Below are 17,876 nucleotides of genomic sequence, written 5' to 3'. Positions count from 1 at the left end.
AGGTCATCTCTGCGCAGTGTGGAGACATGCCCGTCCGTGATCGCCTTCTCGCCACGTCGGTCGCCGTGCTGTGGGGCATCAACTTCCTGGCCATCCACGCCACGCTGGAGCACTTCCCACCGCTGTTCGCGGGCGCGTTGCGGTTCGTCGTCATCGCCGTGCCGACGCTGCTGCTCGTCCCGCGGCCGCAGGTGCCGCTGCGCTGGCTGATCGGCTACGGACTCGGCTTCGGCACCGGGCAGTTCGCGTTCCTGTTCGTCGGAATGCACGCCGGTATGCCCACCGGCCTCGCTTCCCTGGTCTTGCAGGCTTCCGCCCCGTTCACGGTGTTGCTGGGCTGGCTACTGCTCGGCGAGAAGCTCTCCTGGCGAGCCGTCACCGGGATCCTGCTCGCGGTGGGCGGCATGGCCGCCATCGCATGGCGGCGCGCCGAGTACGCGGCCGTGCTGCCGGTGCTGCTCACCGTGCTCGCCGCGCTGAGCTGGGCGATCGGCAACTTGTGCAGCAGGAAGGCGCTGGAAGGCCGGCCCGACGTCAATCCGCTGCACGTGATGCTGTGGATGTGCATCGTCCCGCCGGTGCCGTTGTATGCGCTGTCGGTGATCTTCGAAGGCCCGGCCGCCGGATGGCAGGCGCTGACCACGGTGGCTACGCCCTCCGGGTGGCTGGCGCTGGCCGGGCTGGCCTACATCGTGCTGGCCGCCACGATCACCGGCACGGGCATCTGGACCGCGCTCATGCGGCGCAACCCGGCCACCGCCGTCGCTCCGTTCTCGCTGCTGGTGCCGATCGTCGGCATGACGTCCGCGATGATCGTCCTCGGCGAGCAGCCCACCGCGGTCGAACTGATCGCGAGCGTGGTGGTCATCACCGGTGTCCTGCTCGGCTCACTGCCCGGGCGGAAACGGCCGCAGCCGACGGCCTTGGCGGTCGACGCCACAGAGCCTGCGCCGGCTTCGCCGCTGAGCAGCCGCGCCACCTGATTTCGGTGCCGCAGATCACCAGGCACGCAGATACGTCGGATGCTGCTGCTCCAGCACGTCAGTGCTGCTGCTCCAGCACGTCAGTGCTGCTGCTCCAGCACGTCAGTGCTGCTGCTCCAGCACGTCAGTGCTGCTGCTCCAGTACGTCGGTGCTGCTGCTCCGACCGCCGTGGGTCGGGTGCTCTGGTCGGATGCTCTGCTCCAGCCACCGTGGATCGACTCGCGCCCATCCGGTGCTCCAGTAGTGCCTTGGCAATCGGCCGGCCGTGCTCCTCGTCCGGTTCGACCCAACCGCCCGATCCGGCCGCATTTCGCCGTCCGACGGGTCGCGGACGAGCGGAGGCACCGTCTCGAAGCACGCGGTGGTCTTGCCGTCGATCGCCCCGGTCACGAACCCGTGCCCCGAACCAGGTCGACATCACGGAGTGACGTCGGATCGGAAGTTCTTGCCACGACTCCGCGTCAGGAATGCGCAATGAGCGGGCAGGACAACCTGCCCGCTCACTCACGTCGACGTCTTGGAGACGGGCGGTCAGACGATGTCGGTGACCGTGACCGGGGTGTCCGGGACGTCGCGCGGGCCGACTTCCGTTTCCACCAGTTCGGGTTCGACTTCGTGGCGGGTGATCTTGCCCGCTTCGATGTCCTCGGCCCAGTGGCATGCCACCCGGTGACCGGGGCGGATCTCCCGCAGCTCGGGCCGTTCGGTGGCGCACTTCTGCTCCTGCCGCCACGGGCAGCGGGTGTGGAAGCGGCACCCAGCGGGCGGCTTGGCCGGCGACGGCAGGTCCCCGGCCAACAGGATCTGTTCGCGGGAATCCTCCACGACCGGGTCCGGCACCGGGATGGCCGACAGCAGCGCACGCGTGTACGGATGCAGCGGCGTCTGGTACAGCTCGTCCGAATCTGCTTCCTCGACCACCGAGCCCAGATACATCACGCCGATGCGGTCGGAGATGTGCCGCACCACCGCGAGGTCGTGCGCGATGACGATGTAGGTGAGGCCGAACTCGCCCTGCAGGTCCTCCAGCAGGTTGATCACCTGTGCCTGCACCGAGACGTCCAGCGCCGACACCGGCTCGTCCGCCACGATCAGGTCCGGTTGCACGGTCAACGCCCGGGCGATCCCGATGCGCTGCCGCTGCCCGCCCGAGAACTCGTGCGGGTACTTGTACAGCGAGTACGACGGCAGGCCGACCGCGTCGAGCAGCTCCCGCAGGCGTTTCCCGGTCTGCTGCCGATCCTTGGCCAGTCCGTGCGCGCGCATTCCCTCGACCAGGATCGACTCCACCGACTGGCGTGGATCGAGGCTGGACAACGGGTCCTGGAACACCATCTGCATCCGTCGGCGCATGCGGCGCAGCTCCTCGCCGTCGAGCGTGGACAGATCCACACCGTCGAAGACCGTGCGGCCGCCGGTGGGTTCGACCAGCCGTAGCAGCGCCCGGCCCAGCGTCGTCTTGCCACACCCGGATTCGCCGACCAGGCCGTAGGTCTCCCCCCGGCGCACGACGAGATCGACGCCGTCGACCGCGTAGACGTGCCCGACCACGCGGTCCAGGATGATGCCGCGCTTGATCGGGAAGTGCACCTTCAGGTCCTCGACGCTGACCAGCACGTCGGAGGTGCCCGGCGCCTCCGGCTGAATCTGCTCCGCGGTCTGGGTCATCGCGCAACCTCCGAAGTCGCCGGCTGCTCCGCCGCGGGTTCGACCGGGTGGTAGCAGCGCAGCATGCGGCCGCCGGGCAGCTCTTCCAGCGGCGGCGGCCCCTGGACACAGTCGTCGTTGGCGTTCGGGCAGCGCGGCGCGAACGCGCATCCCTCGGTCCACGGGATGTTGTCGATCACCGAACCGGTGATCGGCACCAGCCGCTCACCCCGCGGCATGTCCAGGCGCGGGATCGAGCCCAGCAGGCCGTTGGTGTACGGGTGGCGCGGCTCGGCGAACAGCGCATACCGCTCGGCCCGCTCGACGATGCGCCCCCCGTACATCACGTTCACCTCGTCGCACAGGCCGGCGACCACACCGAGGTCGTGCGTGATCATGATCATCGCGGTCTCGGTGTTGGCCACCAGCTCCGACAACAGCCGCAGGATCTGCGCCTGGATGGTGACGTCCAGCGCGGTGGTCGGCTCGTCGGCGATCAGCAGCTTCGGGCGGCACGCCAGCGCGATCGCGATCATCACCCGCTGCCGCATGCCGCCGGACAGCTGATGTGGGTACTCGTCGATGCGCCGGGCCGGGTCCGGGATGCCCACCTTCTGCAGCAGCTCGACCGCCTCGGCCCGCGCCTGCTTGTTGTCCAGGCCCTGGTGCCGCTGCAGGGTCTCGGTCAGCTGCTTGCCGATGGTGATCACCGGGTTCAGCGCCGACAGCGGGTCCTGGAACACCATGCCCAGGTCCCGGCCGCGCCGGTCGCGCATCTGGGCGTCCGACAGCGACAACAGCTCGGTGCCCTCGAACCGCACCGACCCGGTGACCTGCACGCCACGCTTGGGCAGCAGGCCCATGATGGCCAGCGAGGTCACCGACTTCCCGCTGCCCGACTCACCGACCAGGCCGATCGTCTGCCCCGATTCCACGGTGAAGCTCACCTTGTCCACCGCCACCGTCGGCTCGATCCCCTTGCGACCGAACACCACGGTGAGGTCCTCGACCTCCAGCAGCGCCATGGTCAGCTCCACCTCCGTTCCGATGTCATCGCCATCACCTGCGGTTCTTGGGGTCGAGGGCCTCGCGCATGGATTCGCCGAGCAGCGTGAACCCGAGCGCGACGACGATGATGGCGCCCGCCGGGAAGAAGGCCAGCGACGGCTTGACCTCGAACACGCGCTGCGCCTGCGCCAGCATCAGGCCCCACTCGGCACGAAACGGATCCTGGTCGCCGAGGCCGAGGTAGGACAGGCTGGCCGCCTCCAGGATCGCGGTCGCCAGCGTCAACGTGGCCTGCACGATCACCGGCCCGAGCGCGTTCGGCAGCATGTGCCGGAACACGATGGTGGTGCGCTTGACGCCCAGCGCGGTGGCCGCGAGCACGTGGTCGCTTTCCCGCTGCGCCAGCATCGAGCCGCGCAACAGGCGGGCGAACACCGGCACGCTGACCATGCCGACCGCGATGATGACCGTCCACTGGTTGCTGCGCGCGAACAGTGCCGCGATGGACACCGCCAGGATCAGCGCGGGCAGCGACAGCAGCACGTCGACCAGCCGCATCAGCAGGCTGTCCACCCAGCCGCCGATCGCGCCGGCCAGGCCACCGATGATCATCCCGAGCATCAGGCCGAACAGGGTGGCCAGCACCGCCACGATCAGCGTCTGCTGGGACGCGACCAGCAGCCGGGAGAAGAAGTCGAACCCGTCCGCATCGCTGCCCAGCAGGAAGCCGGGCATCGGCCCCGGGATGTTCGTGACGGTCAGGTTCTCCAGCAGCTCCGGATACGGCCGGTACGGGTCCTTGGGGGCAAGCAGCGGAGCGAACGCGGCGAGCAGCACGAACAGCACCACGATCACCAGGCCGACCAGCGCGACCGGGTCCCGCAGCATCCGCTTGAGCGCTTGCTTGGCCAAGCTGGTGCCGCCTTGCCCGGCGGCCGCCAGCTCGTCGATGCGGCGCTTCTTGCGCTCGAGCAACATCTGCATGTCAGCTCACCCGCACCCTCGGGTCGATGATCGCGTAGGAGATGTCGACCAGCAGGTTGACCACCACGTAGACCACCGCGGCCAGCAGGATCAGCGCCTGCAATCGCGGGTAGTCGCGCTGCTCGATGCCCTGGGCGAGCAGGAAGCCGAGGCCACGCCAGACGAACACTTTCTCGGTCAGCACCGCCCCGGCCAGCAGCAAGCCGGTCTGCAGGCCGATGGTGGTGGCCACCGGCAGCAACGCGTTGCGCAGCACGTGGCGGGTGCGCACCACCTGGGCGGTCAATCCCTTCGACTCCGCGGTGCGGATGAAGTCCTCGTTCAGCACGTCCAGAACCGACGCCCTGGTGATGCGCACGATCACCGCGAACGGAATGGTGGCCAGCGCGATCGCGGGCAGCGCCAGATGCTCGAGCGCGTTCAGCGTGGCGTCGAACTCACCGGTCAATATGCCGTCGAGGGTGGCGAACCCGGTCACCGACGTCGCGTCGATGTCGACGTCCTGTCTGCCGGACGGCGGCAACCACGCCAGCTGGGTGGAGAAGACGTACTTGAGCAAGAAACCGAGAAAGAACACCGGGACCGCGACACCGACCAGGGTGCTGATCACGATGCCGGTGTCGAACAGGCTTCCCCGGTACCGGGCGGCCAGGTAGCCGAACGGGATGCCGAACGCCACCGCCAGAAACAGCGCGGCGAACGCCAGCTCGATGGTGGCCGGGAAGTGCCTGCCGATCTCGGTCAGCACCGAGTCCCCGGTGATGGTCGACGTGCCGAAGTCGCCGTTGAGCATCCGGCCGAGGAACTTCAGGTACTGGACCGGGATCGGGTCGTTGAGACCCATCGTCTCGTTCAGTTCCGCGATGCGCTGCGGCGTGGCCCGCTCACCGAGCATGGCGCTGGCCGGCCCGCCGGGCAGCGCCCGGAACCAGGCGAATATCAGCAACGACAGGATGAAAAGCGTCGGGATCGCTTGCAGCAACCGCCGAACGATGAACCTCAGCATGGAACCGCCCGTGTGGTGGGAACCGGCGAGTGCCCACCCGGTCATGGGTGGGCACTCGCCGTACTACTGCGCGTCGGACACGCCAGCTGTGCGCGTCAGTCCGATTGCTTCTTACTGACCGTCACGAACCGCTCGTCCGTCAACGGGCTCGGGACCAGCCCTTGCACGTTCTTGGACACCACGATCGCCGGCGGCGACGAGGTCAGCGGGATGGCCGGAACGTACTTGGAGATCTCCACCGCGGCCTGCTCGTACAGCTCACCGCGCTTCTCCGGGTCCGGCTCACGGTCGGCCGTGGCCAGCGCATCGAAGATCTTCTCGTTGGTGAAGCTGAACTCGGCCTTCTTCCGCCCGAAGAACGTTCCGATGAAGTTGCCCGCGTCGCCGTAGTCACCGGTCCAGCCGAGCAGGTGCAGGTCGTGCTTGCCGTTCACGGTGACGTCGTCGAGGTAGCCGCCGTTCCACGGCTTGCTGACCTCTTCCACCTGCACCCCGGCCGCCTTCAGGTCGGAGATGATCGACTTGGCGATCGACCGCGGATCCGGCATGTACGGACGGGTCACCTCGGTCGGGATGTAGAACTTCACCTTCAACCCGTTGAGCACCTTCTTGGCCTCCTCCGGGTTGTACTCCCGCTTGACCACGTCCTCGGTGTACCCGGGCAGGTCCTGCGGCACGAACTGGTCACGGGCCACCGCGCCCTTGGGCAGCCTGGTCTTGGCCAGCTGCTCCTTGTTGATGGCCATCTCCAGCGCCTCGCGGACCTTCAGGTCACGCAGCTTCGGGTTGTTCTTCTGGTTGATGCCCAGGTACAGGATGTTGAACACCGGCCGGACCATCACCTGGTGGCCTTCGTCCTCCAGCGCCTGGTAGTCGGCCGGGCTGGGCAGGTCGTAACCGTCGATGGTGCCTGCGCGCAGTTCGTCCTTGCGGGCCTGCTCCTCCGGGATCGTCTTGAAGATCAGCTTGTCCAGGTACGCCTTGTCGCCCCAGTAGTCCTCGTTGCGCACCAGCGTCACGGTGCCGTTCGCCTTGTCGTAGGACTCCAGCTTGAACGGACCCGTGCCGGTCGGGTGCTTGGTGGCGTACTCGGAGTAGGTGAACGCCTCGCCGCTCTGCTTGACCTCGTCGGCGTTGTACTTCTTCATCGCCGTCGGGCTGCCGATGGACAGCGAGGTGAGGCCGAAGGCCGCCGGGAAGGCACCGCTCGGCCGGGTCAGCTTGATGGTGACGGTGTAGTCGTCCTCCTTCTCGCACCCGGCGTACAACGGCTCGCCGAAGTCCTCGCTGGTGTTGTTCTTGAAGCCGCCGAAGACGTCGGCGTAGTAGATCATCTGGCTCTGCGCGGCGGCGCCCTTCATGTTGTACCAGCGGTCGAAGTTGAAGCAGACCGCGTCGGCGTTGAAGTCGGTGCCGTCGTGGAACTTCACGCCCTCGCGCAGCGTGAACTTCCAGCCCTTGCCGTCGTCGACCGGCTCCCACTTGGTCGCCAGAGCCGGCGCCAGCTCGGCGGTGCCCGGCTTGTAGGTGATCAGCGTTTCGAACATCTGCCGCACCGGCCGGAACGTCTCCCCGTCGGTGGCGAAGGTGGCGTCGAACATCTTGGGGTCGCCCGCGCTGCCGAACGTCAGCGTGCCGCCCCTGACCTGACCCTCACCACCTTGGCCGCGCTCGGAAGCGCACGCGGCCACCGACAGCGCGAGCGCGCTCGCCAGCCCGATCAGGGCCGCCTTCTTCCATCTCGTTGCCCTGTTGTGGAGCATCTGGCACCTCTTGCCCGTTTCGATCCATCGTCGCCCGCATGGGTGAGCGGCCAACGCGTTGCGTGTCGGGGCCAGACGATAGCCGGAATGGCCCGACGACATAAGCCCGGCAGGTCACGATCCTGCTACGCGGCCGTAAGACTTTGACCGCTCACGGGCGGCACGGACACCGTTCGATGCGGCGTTTCGCCTGGTCAGACCTGACGGCGGCCGGACAGCGCCCGACCGAGCGTCAGTTCGTCGGCGAATTCCAGATCACCACCCATGGGCAACCCGGACGCCAATCGCGTCACCGTCAGATCGGGGAAGTCGCGCAGCATCCGAACCAGATACGTGGCCGTTGCCTCACCCTCCGTGTTCGGATCGGTCGCGATGATGACCTCGCGGACCTCGTCGGAGGAGATGCGCGCCAGCAGCTGGCGGATGCGCAACTGGTCCGGCCCGACGCCGGACAGCGGGTCCAGCGCGCCACCCAGCACGTGGTAGCGGCCCTTGAACTCGCGGGTGCGCTCGATCGCCAGCACGTCCTTGGGTTCCTCCACCACGCAGATCGTGGTGGCGTCCCGCCGCGGATCCCGGCAGATGCGACACTTGTCCTGTTCCGCGACCGTGCCGCAGACCTCGCAGAACTGCACCCCGGCGGCCACCGCGTTCAGCACGTCGACCAGCCGCTTGATGTCGGCCGGATCGGAACCCAGCAAGTGGAAGGCGATGCGCTGGGCGCTCTTCGGACCGACGCCGGGCAGCCGCCCCAGCTCGTCGATCAGATCCTGGACGACGCCTTCGTACAACCTCGACTACTTTCCGGTGCCGGGCAGACCGAGGCCGCCGAGGTCCAGCCCGCCGGGGCCGCCGAGGCCACCGGCCATCGGGCCGAACTTCTCCGCGGTCAGCCGCTGCGCGGCGGCCATCGCGTCGCGCACCGCGGCCACCACCAGGTCCGCCAGTGTCTCCACATCGTCGGGATCGACCACCTTCGGGTCGATGCTCAGGCTCTTCAGCTCCAGGTCCCCGCTGACCACCGCGGAGACCAGGCCGCCGCCAGCGGTGCCGGTGACTTCCGCGTCGGCCAGCTCCTGCTGCATGTTCAGCAGCTGCTGCTGCATCTGCTTGGCCTGCTCCAGGATCGCCTGCATGTCGGGCATGCCCCCGGACTGCTCCATCGCCCTTGCCTTTCTGCGTGAACCTTCACCGCTACGGCTCGTCTAGCCAGCCTAGCGCCGTCGAGCATGGCACTGTGGGGCCCGTGCGAAGGTGGCTGTGCTCTGTCTTAGCAGTGATGGCCGTCGGTGCGTGCAGCAACGCCCCGGAAACCAGCCCCAACGGGCATGCCGACCGGCCGAGCTCCCCACCACCGGCCAGCTCGCGTCCGGCCCAGAGCACGCGTCCAGTTCCGCCGTCGGCCGCGCCGACGCAGCCACCCAACTCGGCGTCGGCCACGGCCACGACCCAGGCGAAGAAGGCCGTGGTCGTGCTCGATCCCGGCCACAACGGCGGGAACGCGGCCGCACCCGAGGAGATCAACCGCCACGTCCCGGCAGGCCGCGGCCGCACCAAGCCGTGCAACACCACCGGCACGGCCACCAACGACGGCTATCCCGAGCACGCGTTCACGTTCGACGTAGCCAAGCGGGTGCGCCGCTTGCTGCGGCAACAGGGGATCGAGGTGGTCATGACGCGCCAGTCGGACGACGGCGTCGGGCCTTGTGTCGACCGCCGGGCGGACATCGGGAACCGAACTCGAGCCGACGCGGTGGTCTCCATCCACGCCGACGGGGCCGAAGGTACGGCCCGCGGATTCCACATCGCCTACTCCTCCCCGCCACTGAACGCCGCGCAAGGAAAGCCGTCCGTCCGATTGGCCCGTACTCTGCGCGATGCGCTGCGCGACGCGGGCTTCCCGCTCTCGACCTACCTGGGATCGGACGGGTTGGCACCGCGGGACGACCTGGCCGGGCTCAACCTGTCGAAGCGCCCCGTGGTGCTCGTCGAGTGCGGCAACATGCGCAACCCGCAGGAAGCGGCCACGATGAAGCAGGCGGCCGGACGGCAGAAGTACGCCGACGCCATTGCCGACGGCGTGCTGCGGTACCTCGGGGCGCGGTGACGACCTACTCCAGCGGCCGGGCGCCCAGCTGATCGGACAGCAGCTTGATCGCCGTTTCGCCCGGGTCCTCCGGCTTGTCCTGCTCCGCCGGCATCGACGACGGCTCCTCCACGTAGAGGTCCTCGTCGTCCTCCGGTGGTTCGGGGGGCAGCGGCGGGTCCTCGGGCTCCGGCGGCGCGGCGGCCGCAGGCGGGTTCGGCTCCGCCGGACGGGCTCCACGCGATGGAGCCGGGCTGGGTGGCGCCGCCATGGCCGGACCGACACTGTCCGCGGGCACGCAACGCACCCGCCATTGGCCGCCGAACACCTCGGTCAGCGCGTTGGCGATGACATCGGCGTTCCGCGGGTCGCACAGCCGACGGGCCAGCGGCTCGGCCGGATGCATCAGCGTGACGTCGCCGCCGTCCACCGCATGCACCGTGGCGTTGATCATCATCGCCTCGGTGCTGCGGGACTGCTTGCGCACCGCTTTCAGGATCTCCGACCACCTGCTGCGTACCCCTTCGGCATCCAGCTGCCCAGCGGCAGCCTGCGTCGCCGGGGCCTCCGGCGCCGGAGCTTGTGGCTGCGGCTGGGGTGGCGCCGCGGGACGCCGCTGGGGAGCAGACTCCACTCGCGCGGCCGGAGCCGGCGCGGCGGCCGGTGGGTCAGCCTGCGCAGCGGGCCGGCTCGCCGAAGGACGCTGGTACCGCGGCGCGGCCGCACCGGGCTCCGCATCCGCGGCAGAGCCTGCGGAGGCGGGAGCCGACCCCGCTGTGGTCATCCGCCGCTCCAACCGCTCCAGCCTCTGCAGCACCGCGCCCTCGGAGTCGTCCGCCGCAGGCAGCAGCATCCGCGCGCACAGCAGCTCGAGCACCAGCCGCGGAGCGGTCGCGCCGCGCATGTCGAGCAGGCCGTTGTGCACGATCTCCGCGTACCTGGTCAACGTGGCGGGCCCGATGCGCTGGGCCTGCTCCTCCATCCGGGCCAGCTGGTCCTCGGGCGCGGCGACCAGACCGCGCGAGCCGGCATCCGGCACCGCCCGCAGCAACAGCAGGTCCCGCAGCCGGTCGAGCAGATCGCTGGCGAAGCGACGCGGATCGTGGCCGGCGTCGACCAGCTGCTCGATCGTGCCGAACACCGCCTTCGGGTCGTCCGCCGCCAGGCCTTCGACCAGCTTGTCCAGCAGGGCGGAATCCGTCACGCCCAGGATGGCCGCGGCCTGCTCGTAGGTGACGCCGTCCGGCCCGGCACCGGCCAGCAGCTGGTCCAGCACCGACTGGGTGTCCCTGGCCGATCCCCCACCGGCCCGGATGACCAGCGGATACACCGCGGGGTCCACCCGCACCCCCTCGGCGGCCACCACCCGCTCCAGCAGTTCGCGCATGGCCGGGGGCGGGATCAGCCGGAACGGGTAGTGGTGCGTGCGCGAGCGGATGGTCGGCAGCACCTTGTCCGGCTCGGTGGTGGCGAAGATGAAGATCAGGTGCTCCGGCGGCTCTTCCACGATCTTCAGCAGGGCGTTGAAACCCTGCGTGGTGACCATGTGCGCCTCGTCGATGATGAACACCCGGTAGCGGGACTCGGCGGGCGCGAAGAACGCCCTGTCCCGCAGCTCCCTGGCGTCGTCGACACCGCCGTGGCTGGCCGCGTCCAGCTCCACGACGTCGACCGTGCCCGGGCCTTCCGGGGCGAGGTTGACGCACGAGGCGCATTCGCCGCACGGATCGGGCGTGGGCCCCTGCTCGCAGTTCAGCGAACGGGCCATGATGCGCGCGCTGGACGTCTTCCCGCAGCCGCGTGGCCCGGAGAACAGATACGCGTGGTTGATCCGCCCGGACGCCAACGCTGCCCGAAGCGGTTCCGTCACGTGGTCCTGGCCAACGACCTCGGCAAAAGTCGCCGGACGGTATTTGCGATACAGCGCGAGAGCCACGGGCCGAGAGTACCGCCGGGGGCGGACGCTCCTCACGCCCCCGGGTCGGCCCACCACGAACGCAGGCACCCCACCCGCACAAAAGGGGACCCCCGCACCCGTCAGAGCCTGCTTATCCTTGCTGCCTTCCGGCCCTGGGGAGGTTCACAGGGTGGACGTCGCGGGGGTCCGCCGTTCAGTGTAGACCGGGTGCGCCGCAGTCTCGCACCGCGGGCACTCACTTCACCGAGAACCGCCTGCTCAGAAAGTCCGCGAACGAACCACCGAGCCGTTCCCCGTCCGGTCCCAGCAGGTGCAAGCCGGCCTGGAAAGCCCGGGCCGTTCTTCCCCACACCGGCACCCGGACCACCCGGCGTCGCCGGCCGGCCGCCGCGCAGTACTCCGCGACCAACTCCGCCAACGACTGCACGCGGGGACCTCCGATGTCCCGTGCTCGTCCAACCGGGTCCCCCAACGCCAGCTCGGCGACCCGCCCGGCGACCTGTTCGACGTCGATCGGTTGCACCGAAACGCCGTGTGGCGCCAGTGCAACCGCCGGCCTGGCCAGCGCGGCGGCGATCCGCAACACCAGCTCGTGGAATTGGGTGGCGCGCTGCACGGTGTACGGCACTCCTGAGTCGGCGATCAACCGCTCGGTGTCCAGCTTCGCTTGGTAGTACGGCATCGGGTGGTCGTCGATGCCGACGATGGAGACGTAGAGGAAATGCCTGACGCCGTGCTCGCGGGACAACTCCAACAGCCGCTGCGCACCGAGCTGCTCGACGCGACGGAACCGAGCACCGGTCGCGCAGTGCACGATCGTGTCGACCCCGGCGACCGCAGCGGCCAGCCCCTCGCCGGTCGTCAAGTCGCCCTTGCGCTGCTCGCCCTGCCCGCCCGGGCGCGGGTGCCTGGTCAACACCACGACACGGCAACCGGCGGCAACCAGCCGCTCGACCACATGCGTGCCGAGCGTGCCGGTGCCGCCGGACACCAGAATGCTGCGCACGACAGGTGACGTTACCTGCCGCCGGACACGTTGTTCGGTTCGACCAGGCCGTCCTCGATCAGGTTCTGCGTCACGTGCTCGGTCAGTTCCTGCTGCTGCTGCCTGCGCTGTATCCGCAACGCGATCTCACGTTCGGCGCGGAATTGTTTCAGGCTCGCCCAGCACATCAGGATCATCACCACGCTGAACGGCAGGGCAATGATGATCGCCGCGTAGCGCAACGCGGTCAGGCCCGCTTGGTCGCCGACGGTCAGCAGCACCGCCGCGATCGCGCCCTCCATCACCGACCAGAACACCCGGCTCCACGTCGGCGGCTCGGGGTGGCCGCCCGAAGCGAGCATGTCGACCACCAGCGATCCGGAGTCGGACGAGGTGACGAAGAACAACACGACGAGGATGATCGCCACGCCGACCAGCACCTTCCCGCCGGGGAACCCGTCGAGCAGCTCGAACAGCGAGTTGTCGACGTTGACCGAGATGTTGTTGCCGTCGGCGTCCAGCAACGGCTGGCCGTCCTGGCCCCGGGCGATCAACGTGCCCGGGGCGTTCCGCTCCTCGTTCAGTGCGGTGCCACCGAACACGGTGAACCACACGAACGCGAGCGTGGCCGGCACCAACAGCACGGCCGCGACGAATTGGCGGACCGTGCGGCCCTTGGAGATCCGAGCGATGAACACGCCGACGAAGGGCGCCCAGGAAATCCACCAGCCCCAGTAGAACGCCGTCCACCAGCCCTGCCACGCGGTGCCGTCTTCACCGGCCAGCGCGGTGGTGTTGAAGCTGTGCTTCACCAGCTCCTGGAAATACAGGCCAACCGCCTCGACGAATTCCCTGGCAAGGAACAGCGAAGCTCCGGCGACCGCGACGAAGAACAACAGCACGGCGGCCAGGCCCATGTTGATGTTCGACAGCCACCGGATGCCCCGGCGAACGCCGGTCACCACGGACACGGTCGCCATCAGCGTGATGGCACCGATCAGCACGATGTAAACGATCTTGCCCGGATCCCCGCCGATGATCTCCAGAAAGCTCAGACCGGATCCGATCTGCAGCACACCGAGGCCGAGGGACGTCGCCACGCCGAACAGCGTCCCGACAATGGCCGCGATGTCGACGACGTCACCGATCCATCCCCTGACCTTGTTGCCGAAAATCGGCTGGAGCGTCCAGCGAATGGAGACCGGCTTGCCTTTGCGATGCACTGCGTAAGCGATCGCCACACCGACGACGACGTAGATGGCCCACGGGTGCAAACCCCAGTGCAGGAAGGTGGTCACCAGGGACTCGTGCACGCCTTCGTCGGTCATGCCGCTCGGCGCGCCGGCTGCCCGGTTCGGCACCCCCGCGTAGTGGCTCAGCGGCTCGGCGACCCCCCAGAACACCAGGCCGATCCCCATGCCCGCGGCGAACAGCATGCAGAACCACGACAGCACCCCGAACTCGGGTTCGTCGTCGTCCTTGCCGAGCTTGATGTCACCGAAATGTCCGAGGCCGATCCACAGTGAGAATGCCACGAACCCGGTGACCAACAGCGTGTAGTACGAGCCGAACCACTCCACGATCCACATTTGGACCGGGGCCATCACGTCGTCGTTCATCGTCGTCGGCCACACCGCAGCCGCCACGACGAAAACGATCACGATGGCCGCTGCGGGCCAGAACACCGGCCCGTGGACCGTCCGGTACCACGGGAGCCGGTCCGTATCAGACTGGCGCTCCGCCTCTACCGCCACAAGTTTCGCCCCTCTCTTGTTCTGTCCTGTCCTTCCGGCACTTCGGGGCTATCGGACGTTAGCGGCGCGAAGTAACAAAACGATGTACGAACTCGTGGGTTCGTCACGAACGCCGATAGAACGGCAACTCGACGACCTCGACCGGCAGTTGCTTGCCGCGCACGTCGACCTGCAGCTCGGTGCCCGGCTCACGGAACCCGGCGTCCACGTAAGCCATTGCGACCGGATACCCCAGCGTGGGGCTGAGCGCCCCGCTGGTGACGTGGCCGATGGGCCCGTCCGGCCCGAGCACCGGGTAGCCGGCCCGCGGTGCGCGCCTGCCGGTACCCCGAAGCCCGATCAGGGCCTTCTCGTCGGGTCGCCCCGCCCGCGCGGCCAGCGCCTCGCGGCCGACGAACCCGCCTTCCTTGTCCAGCTTCACGATCCGTCCGAGCCCGGCGTCGAACGGAGTCACTTCCCGACTGAGCTCGTTACCATACAGCGGCATGCCCGCTTCCAGGCGAAGGGTGTCGCGGGCCGCCAGCCCGGCGGGCAGCAGGTCGTGCGGCTTTCCCACCTCGGCCAGCTTGGCCCACACCTCGGCGGCATGGTCCGGCGCACAGTAGAGCTCGAAGCCGTCCTCGCCGGTGTAGCCGGTGCGGGAGAGCAAAACGTCGTGACCGGTCACCTGGGCCGGTGCCGCCGAGTAGTACTTCAGCCCGTCCACGTCCGCATCGCACACGGCGCGGACGATCTCCGGCGACGCGGGGCCTTGCACGGCGATCAGGGCGTACTCGGCGGAGCGGTCGGTCACCGTCGCTCCGGAGAAGCGTGCGGCGCGCTCGGTGAGCGCTTCGGCCACCACCGTCACGTTCGCCGCATTGGCCACGACCAGGAAGCGGTCCTCGGCCAGCCGGTAGACCACGAGGTCGTCCATCACCCCGCCGTCCTCGGCGCACAGCATGGTGTAGCGGGCCTTGCCCGGCTTGAGCGTGGACACGGTGCCCACCACGGCGTAATCCAGCGCCTGCCCGGCCTGCGACCCGGTGACCTCGATCTCGCCCATGTGGGACAGATCGAACATGCCGGCCGCTTGCCGCACGGCCCGGTGTTCGGCCAGGTCGGAGCTGTAACGAACGGGCATGGTCCAGCCCGCGAACTCGGTGAAGGTCGCGCCCAGGTCGTGGTGGACCTCGTACAACGGTGATGGCTTGCCGGTAGCAGTCATGCGTTCATCTTCGCGGTGCAGGCAAGACCGCAACCCGGCCGGGTTCACCCGACTATCGGCGGATAGCCGCGCTCGATCGGCTGAACGCGACTTTCGACGGTGTTGCACCGCGCGCACTACCAGCACCGTGAGAAGTACACCAACTACTTGCGCGCGGAGGAAAAAATGCCCACTCGACGCGGGTTGGCCGCAGCCGCGGCGCTCGCAGCAGGACTCGCGGTGCTGGTCCCGGCGGCCGCCCAGGCGGACGCACCGGCCCCGCAGACCGTCGACAGTGCCACCGTCTACACCATCACCGGCTTGAACAGCGTCGCCAAGCGCACGTCCGTGGCCCGGTCCGGCGTCGACGTGCTCAGCGCCGACCACGGCATCATGACCGTGCGGGCGACCAAGGAACAGGCCGCCAAGCTGCGCGCGGCCGGGTTCCGGCTGATCGCGGACACCGACGTGCTCAAGCGGCTCGCCGAGCGGTCCAAAGGCAAGAAGCCCGGCGACTTCCCGCCTGCCGACTCCGGCTACCACAACTACGACGAGATGGTGGCCGAGATCACCAAGGCCGCCCAGGACCACCCCGACATCGTCCAGGTCAGCAGCATCGGCACGTCCTACGAGGGCAGGGACATCCCGCTGGTGAAGATCAGCGACTCGGCGGCCGTCGACGAGGACGAGCCCGAGGTGCTGTTCACCTGCAACATGCACGCACGGGAGCACCTGACCACGGAGATGTGCCTGCACATCGTCAACCGGTTCACCGACGGTTACGATTCCGACCCGAAGATCAAGTCGCTGGTGGACACCGCGGAGATCTGGGTCGTCCCGATGGTGAACCCGGACGGCGTGGAGTACGACATCGCCACCGGCCAGTACCGGTTCTGGCGCAAGACCCGCAAGCCCAACGAGGGCAGCCAGTACGTCGGCACCGACATCAACCGCAACTTCTCCTACAAGTGGGGCTGCTGCGGCGGGTCGAGCGGCCACCCGGGCGCCGAGGACTACCGCGGCGCGGCCCCAGAGGACCAGCCGGAGACCAAGGCGATCACCACGTTCGTCGACTCCCGGGTGATCGACGGTGAGCAGCAGATCAAGGGCCACATCGACTTCCACACGTTCAGCGAGCTGGTGCTGTGGCCGTTCGGGCACACCACCGACGAAACCACCGACGGCATGACCGAGGAGGAGGCGGCCCGGTTCCGCAGGGTCGGCACCCGGATGGCGAAGAGCAACGGGTACACCCCGGAGCAGGCGAGCGACCTGTACATCACCGACGGGGACATCAACGACTGGATGTGGGGCAAGCACAAGATCCTCAGCTTCTGCTTCGAGATGTACCCGTCCAGCGGTGGCATCGACGGCTTCTACCCGCCGGACGAGGTGATCGAGCGGGAGACCAGCCGGAACGACGGAGCCGTTGACATCCTCCTGGAGGAGGTCGGCGCGGGCAGCGGCACCGCAGGCTGATCTCCGGCGCGACGTGGCCCCGATCACCCGGCTCTGACGGTGATCGGGGCCACACTCAGTGTGGCCGTCGGTGTGATTGCATGTGGCGCATGCGAGCCGTGCACATCGAGCGCCTGGACGGGCCCGCCGCGGTGCGGGTGGTGGACATCGCCGAGCCGGAGCCGGGCGAAGGCCAGGTGTTGATCGACGTTCACGCCGCGGGCGTGACGTTTCCCGAGGTGCTGCAGAGCCGCGGGAAGTACCAGATTCAGCCGGAGCTGCCGTTCGTGCCTGGCTCCGAGGTCGCCGGGACGGTGCGGTCGGCCCCGGAGGGCTCCGGATTCCAGCCCGGCCAGCGGGTCGCCGCGTTCCCCGGCTTCGGCGGTTTCGCCGAGACGGTCGCGGTCGACCGGCGGGCGGTGTTCCGCCTGCCGGAGCGGATGAGCTTCGAGACCGCGGCCGCGATCCCGATGAACGTGCTGACCTCGCACTTCGCCCTGGTGCACCGGGGCAGGCTGCAGCCGGGCGAGATCGTGCTGGTGCACGGCGCCGCGGGCGGGATCGGCACGGCGTCGATCCAGCTGGCCAAGGTGCTCGGCGCCCGGGTGATCGCCGTGGTGTCCACCGACGCCAAGGCACAGGTCGCGCGGGACGCAGGCGCGGACGACGTGGTGCGGGTCGACGGGTTCAAGGACGCGGTGCAGGAGCTGACCGGCGGCGTGGACATCGTGGTCGACCCGGTCGGCGGCGACCGGTTCACCGACTCGCTGCGCTGCCTGCGCCCGGACGGCAGGCTGCTGGTCATCGGCTTCACCGCGGGCGAGATCCCGACCGTGAAGGTCAACCGGCTGCTGTTCAACAACATCGCGGTGGTCGGGGTGGGCTGGGGCCCGTACTGGAGGCCGCAGCCGGAGTTCATGCAGCGGCAGTGGGACGACCTGTGGCCGCACATCAGCTCCGGCGTGCTCGACCCGCTGATCGGCGCCCGGTTCCCGCTGTCCGAGGTCGGCAAGGCGCTGCAGACGCTGGAGGATCGCGCGGCGCTGGGCAAGGTGGTGCTCCAGGTCCGCTAGCGCGGCCGGCGCACCGTTCGGCAC

At 68.8% G+C, this 17,876-nt stretch carries 15 protein-coding genes and 1 other RNA gene; 4 read left to right on the top strand and 12 right to left on the bottom strand.

Annotated features, from left to right (window positions below):
- Positions 1-26: 26 nt before the first annotated feature.
- Complete coding sequence (locus YWY_RS0116370; protein ID WP_028848499.1) at positions 27-983, top strand: EamA family transporter; 957 nt, start codon at positions 27-29, stop codon at positions 981-983.
- A 532-nt stretch (positions 984-1,515) separates the two neighbouring features.
- On the opposite strand, the gene YWY_RS0116360 is transcribed toward YWY_RS0116370, so the two are convergent.
- The 7 genes from YWY_RS0116360 to YWY_RS0116330 all read right to left on the bottom strand — a co-directional run bounded on the left by YWY_RS0116360 (position 1,516) and on the right by YWY_RS0116330 (position 8,555).
- Positions 1,516-2,652 (bottom strand): ABC transporter ATP-binding protein, encoded by a 1,137-nt coding sequence (locus YWY_RS0116360; protein ID WP_051310357.1) that lies wholly within the window; start codon positions 2,650-2,652, stop codon positions 1,516-1,518.
- Complete coding sequence (locus YWY_RS0116355) at positions 2,649-3,656, bottom strand: ABC transporter ATP-binding protein (RefSeq protein WP_028848496.1); 1,008 nt, start codon at positions 3,654-3,656, stop codon at positions 2,649-2,651. Before YWY_RS0116355 ends, YWY_RS0116360 begins: the two co-directional genes overlap by 4 nt.
- 34 nt (positions 3,657-3,690) lie before the next feature.
- Entirely contained in the window at positions 3,691-4,623 is a 933-nt protein-coding gene (locus YWY_RS0116350; protein ID WP_028848495.1) for an ABC transporter permease, read from the bottom strand.
- Position 4,624: 1 nt separating this feature from the next.
- Positions 4,625-5,629, bottom strand: coding sequence for an ABC transporter permease (locus tag YWY_RS0116345; protein ID WP_028848494.1), 1,005 nt, complete (start codon positions 5,627-5,629; stop codon positions 4,625-4,627).
- A gap of 95 nt (positions 5,630-5,724) precedes the next feature.
- Positions 5,725-7,392, bottom strand: a complete 1,668-nt coding sequence (locus YWY_RS0116340; RefSeq protein WP_028848493.1) for an ABC transporter substrate-binding protein — start codon at positions 7,390-7,392, stop codon at positions 5,725-5,727.
- 194 nt (positions 7,393-7,586) lie between these two features.
- Positions 7,587-8,183: a recombination mediator RecR gene (recR, locus tag YWY_RS0116335; protein ID WP_028848492.1), complete on the bottom strand. Its 597-nt coding sequence runs from the start codon at positions 8,181-8,183 to the stop codon at positions 7,587-7,589.
- A gap of 6 nt (positions 8,184-8,189) precedes the next feature.
- Positions 8,190-8,555: a YbaB/EbfC family nucleoid-associated protein gene (locus YWY_RS0116330; protein ID WP_028848491.1), complete on the bottom strand. Its 366-nt coding sequence runs from the start codon at positions 8,553-8,555 to the stop codon at positions 8,190-8,192.
- Between the two features lie 116 nt (positions 8,556-8,671).
- On the opposite strand from YWY_RS0116330, the gene YWY_RS0116325 reads away from it, so the two are divergent.
- Positions 8,672-9,499 (top strand): N-acetylmuramoyl-L-alanine amidase, encoded by an 828-nt coding sequence (locus YWY_RS0116325; RefSeq protein ID WP_084609327.1) that lies wholly within the window; start codon positions 8,672-8,674, stop codon positions 9,497-9,499.
- Between the two features lie 4 nt (positions 9,500-9,503).
- Here the strand turns inward: YWY_RS0116325 and YWY_RS0116320 are convergent, their stop codons facing one another.
- From YWY_RS0116320 to gcvT, 5 genes are all read right to left on the bottom strand, one after another.
- A complete protein-coding gene (locus YWY_RS0116320; protein WP_028848489.1) occupies positions 9,504-11,414 on the bottom strand; it encodes a DNA polymerase III subunit gamma and tau in 1,911 nt (636 codons plus the stop codon).
- A 78-nt stretch (positions 11,415-11,492) separates the two neighbouring features.
- Positions 11,493-11,589: signal recognition particle sRNA small type (ffs, locus tag YWY_RS23835), an RNA gene on the bottom strand.
- 42 nt (positions 11,590-11,631) lie between these two features.
- Positions 11,632-12,402, bottom strand: a complete 771-nt coding sequence (locus YWY_RS0116315) for an SDR family oxidoreductase (RefSeq protein ID WP_028848488.1) — start codon at positions 12,400-12,402, stop codon at positions 11,632-11,634.
- An 11-nt stretch (positions 12,403-12,413) separates the two neighbouring features.
- Entirely contained in the window at positions 12,414-14,066 is a 1,653-nt protein-coding gene (locus YWY_RS0116310; protein WP_245566706.1) for a BCCT family transporter, read from the bottom strand.
- A gap of 172 nt (positions 14,067-14,238) precedes the next feature.
- Positions 14,239-15,342, bottom strand: a complete 1,104-nt coding sequence (gcvT, locus tag YWY_RS0116305; RefSeq protein ID WP_028848486.1) for a glycine cleavage system aminomethyltransferase GcvT — start codon at positions 15,340-15,342, stop codon at positions 14,239-14,241.
- Between the two features lie 165 nt (positions 15,343-15,507).
- Here gcvT and YWY_RS0116300 point away from each other — a divergent pair, with 165 nt between their 5' ends.
- Both YWY_RS0116300 and YWY_RS0116295 read left to right on the top strand, forming a co-directional pair.
- A complete protein-coding gene (locus YWY_RS0116300; protein WP_028848485.1) occupies positions 15,508-16,800 on the top strand; it encodes a M14 family metallopeptidase in 1,293 nt (430 codons plus the stop codon).
- A gap of 89 nt (positions 16,801-16,889) precedes the next feature.
- Positions 16,890-17,852, top strand: coding sequence for an NADPH:quinone oxidoreductase family protein (locus tag YWY_RS0116295; protein WP_028848484.1), 963 nt, complete (start codon positions 16,890-16,892; stop codon positions 17,850-17,852).
- Positions 17,853-17,876 lie beyond the last annotated feature (24 nt).

It is taken from the genome of Thermocrispum agreste DSM 44070, assembly GCF_000427905.1.
Taxonomy (GTDB): domain Bacteria; phylum Actinomycetota; class Actinomycetes; order Mycobacteriales; family Pseudonocardiaceae; genus Thermocrispum; species Thermocrispum agreste.
The sequence above is the reverse complement of the archived record's forward strand: the minus strand, read 5'-3'. Positions and strand labels throughout refer to the sequence as shown.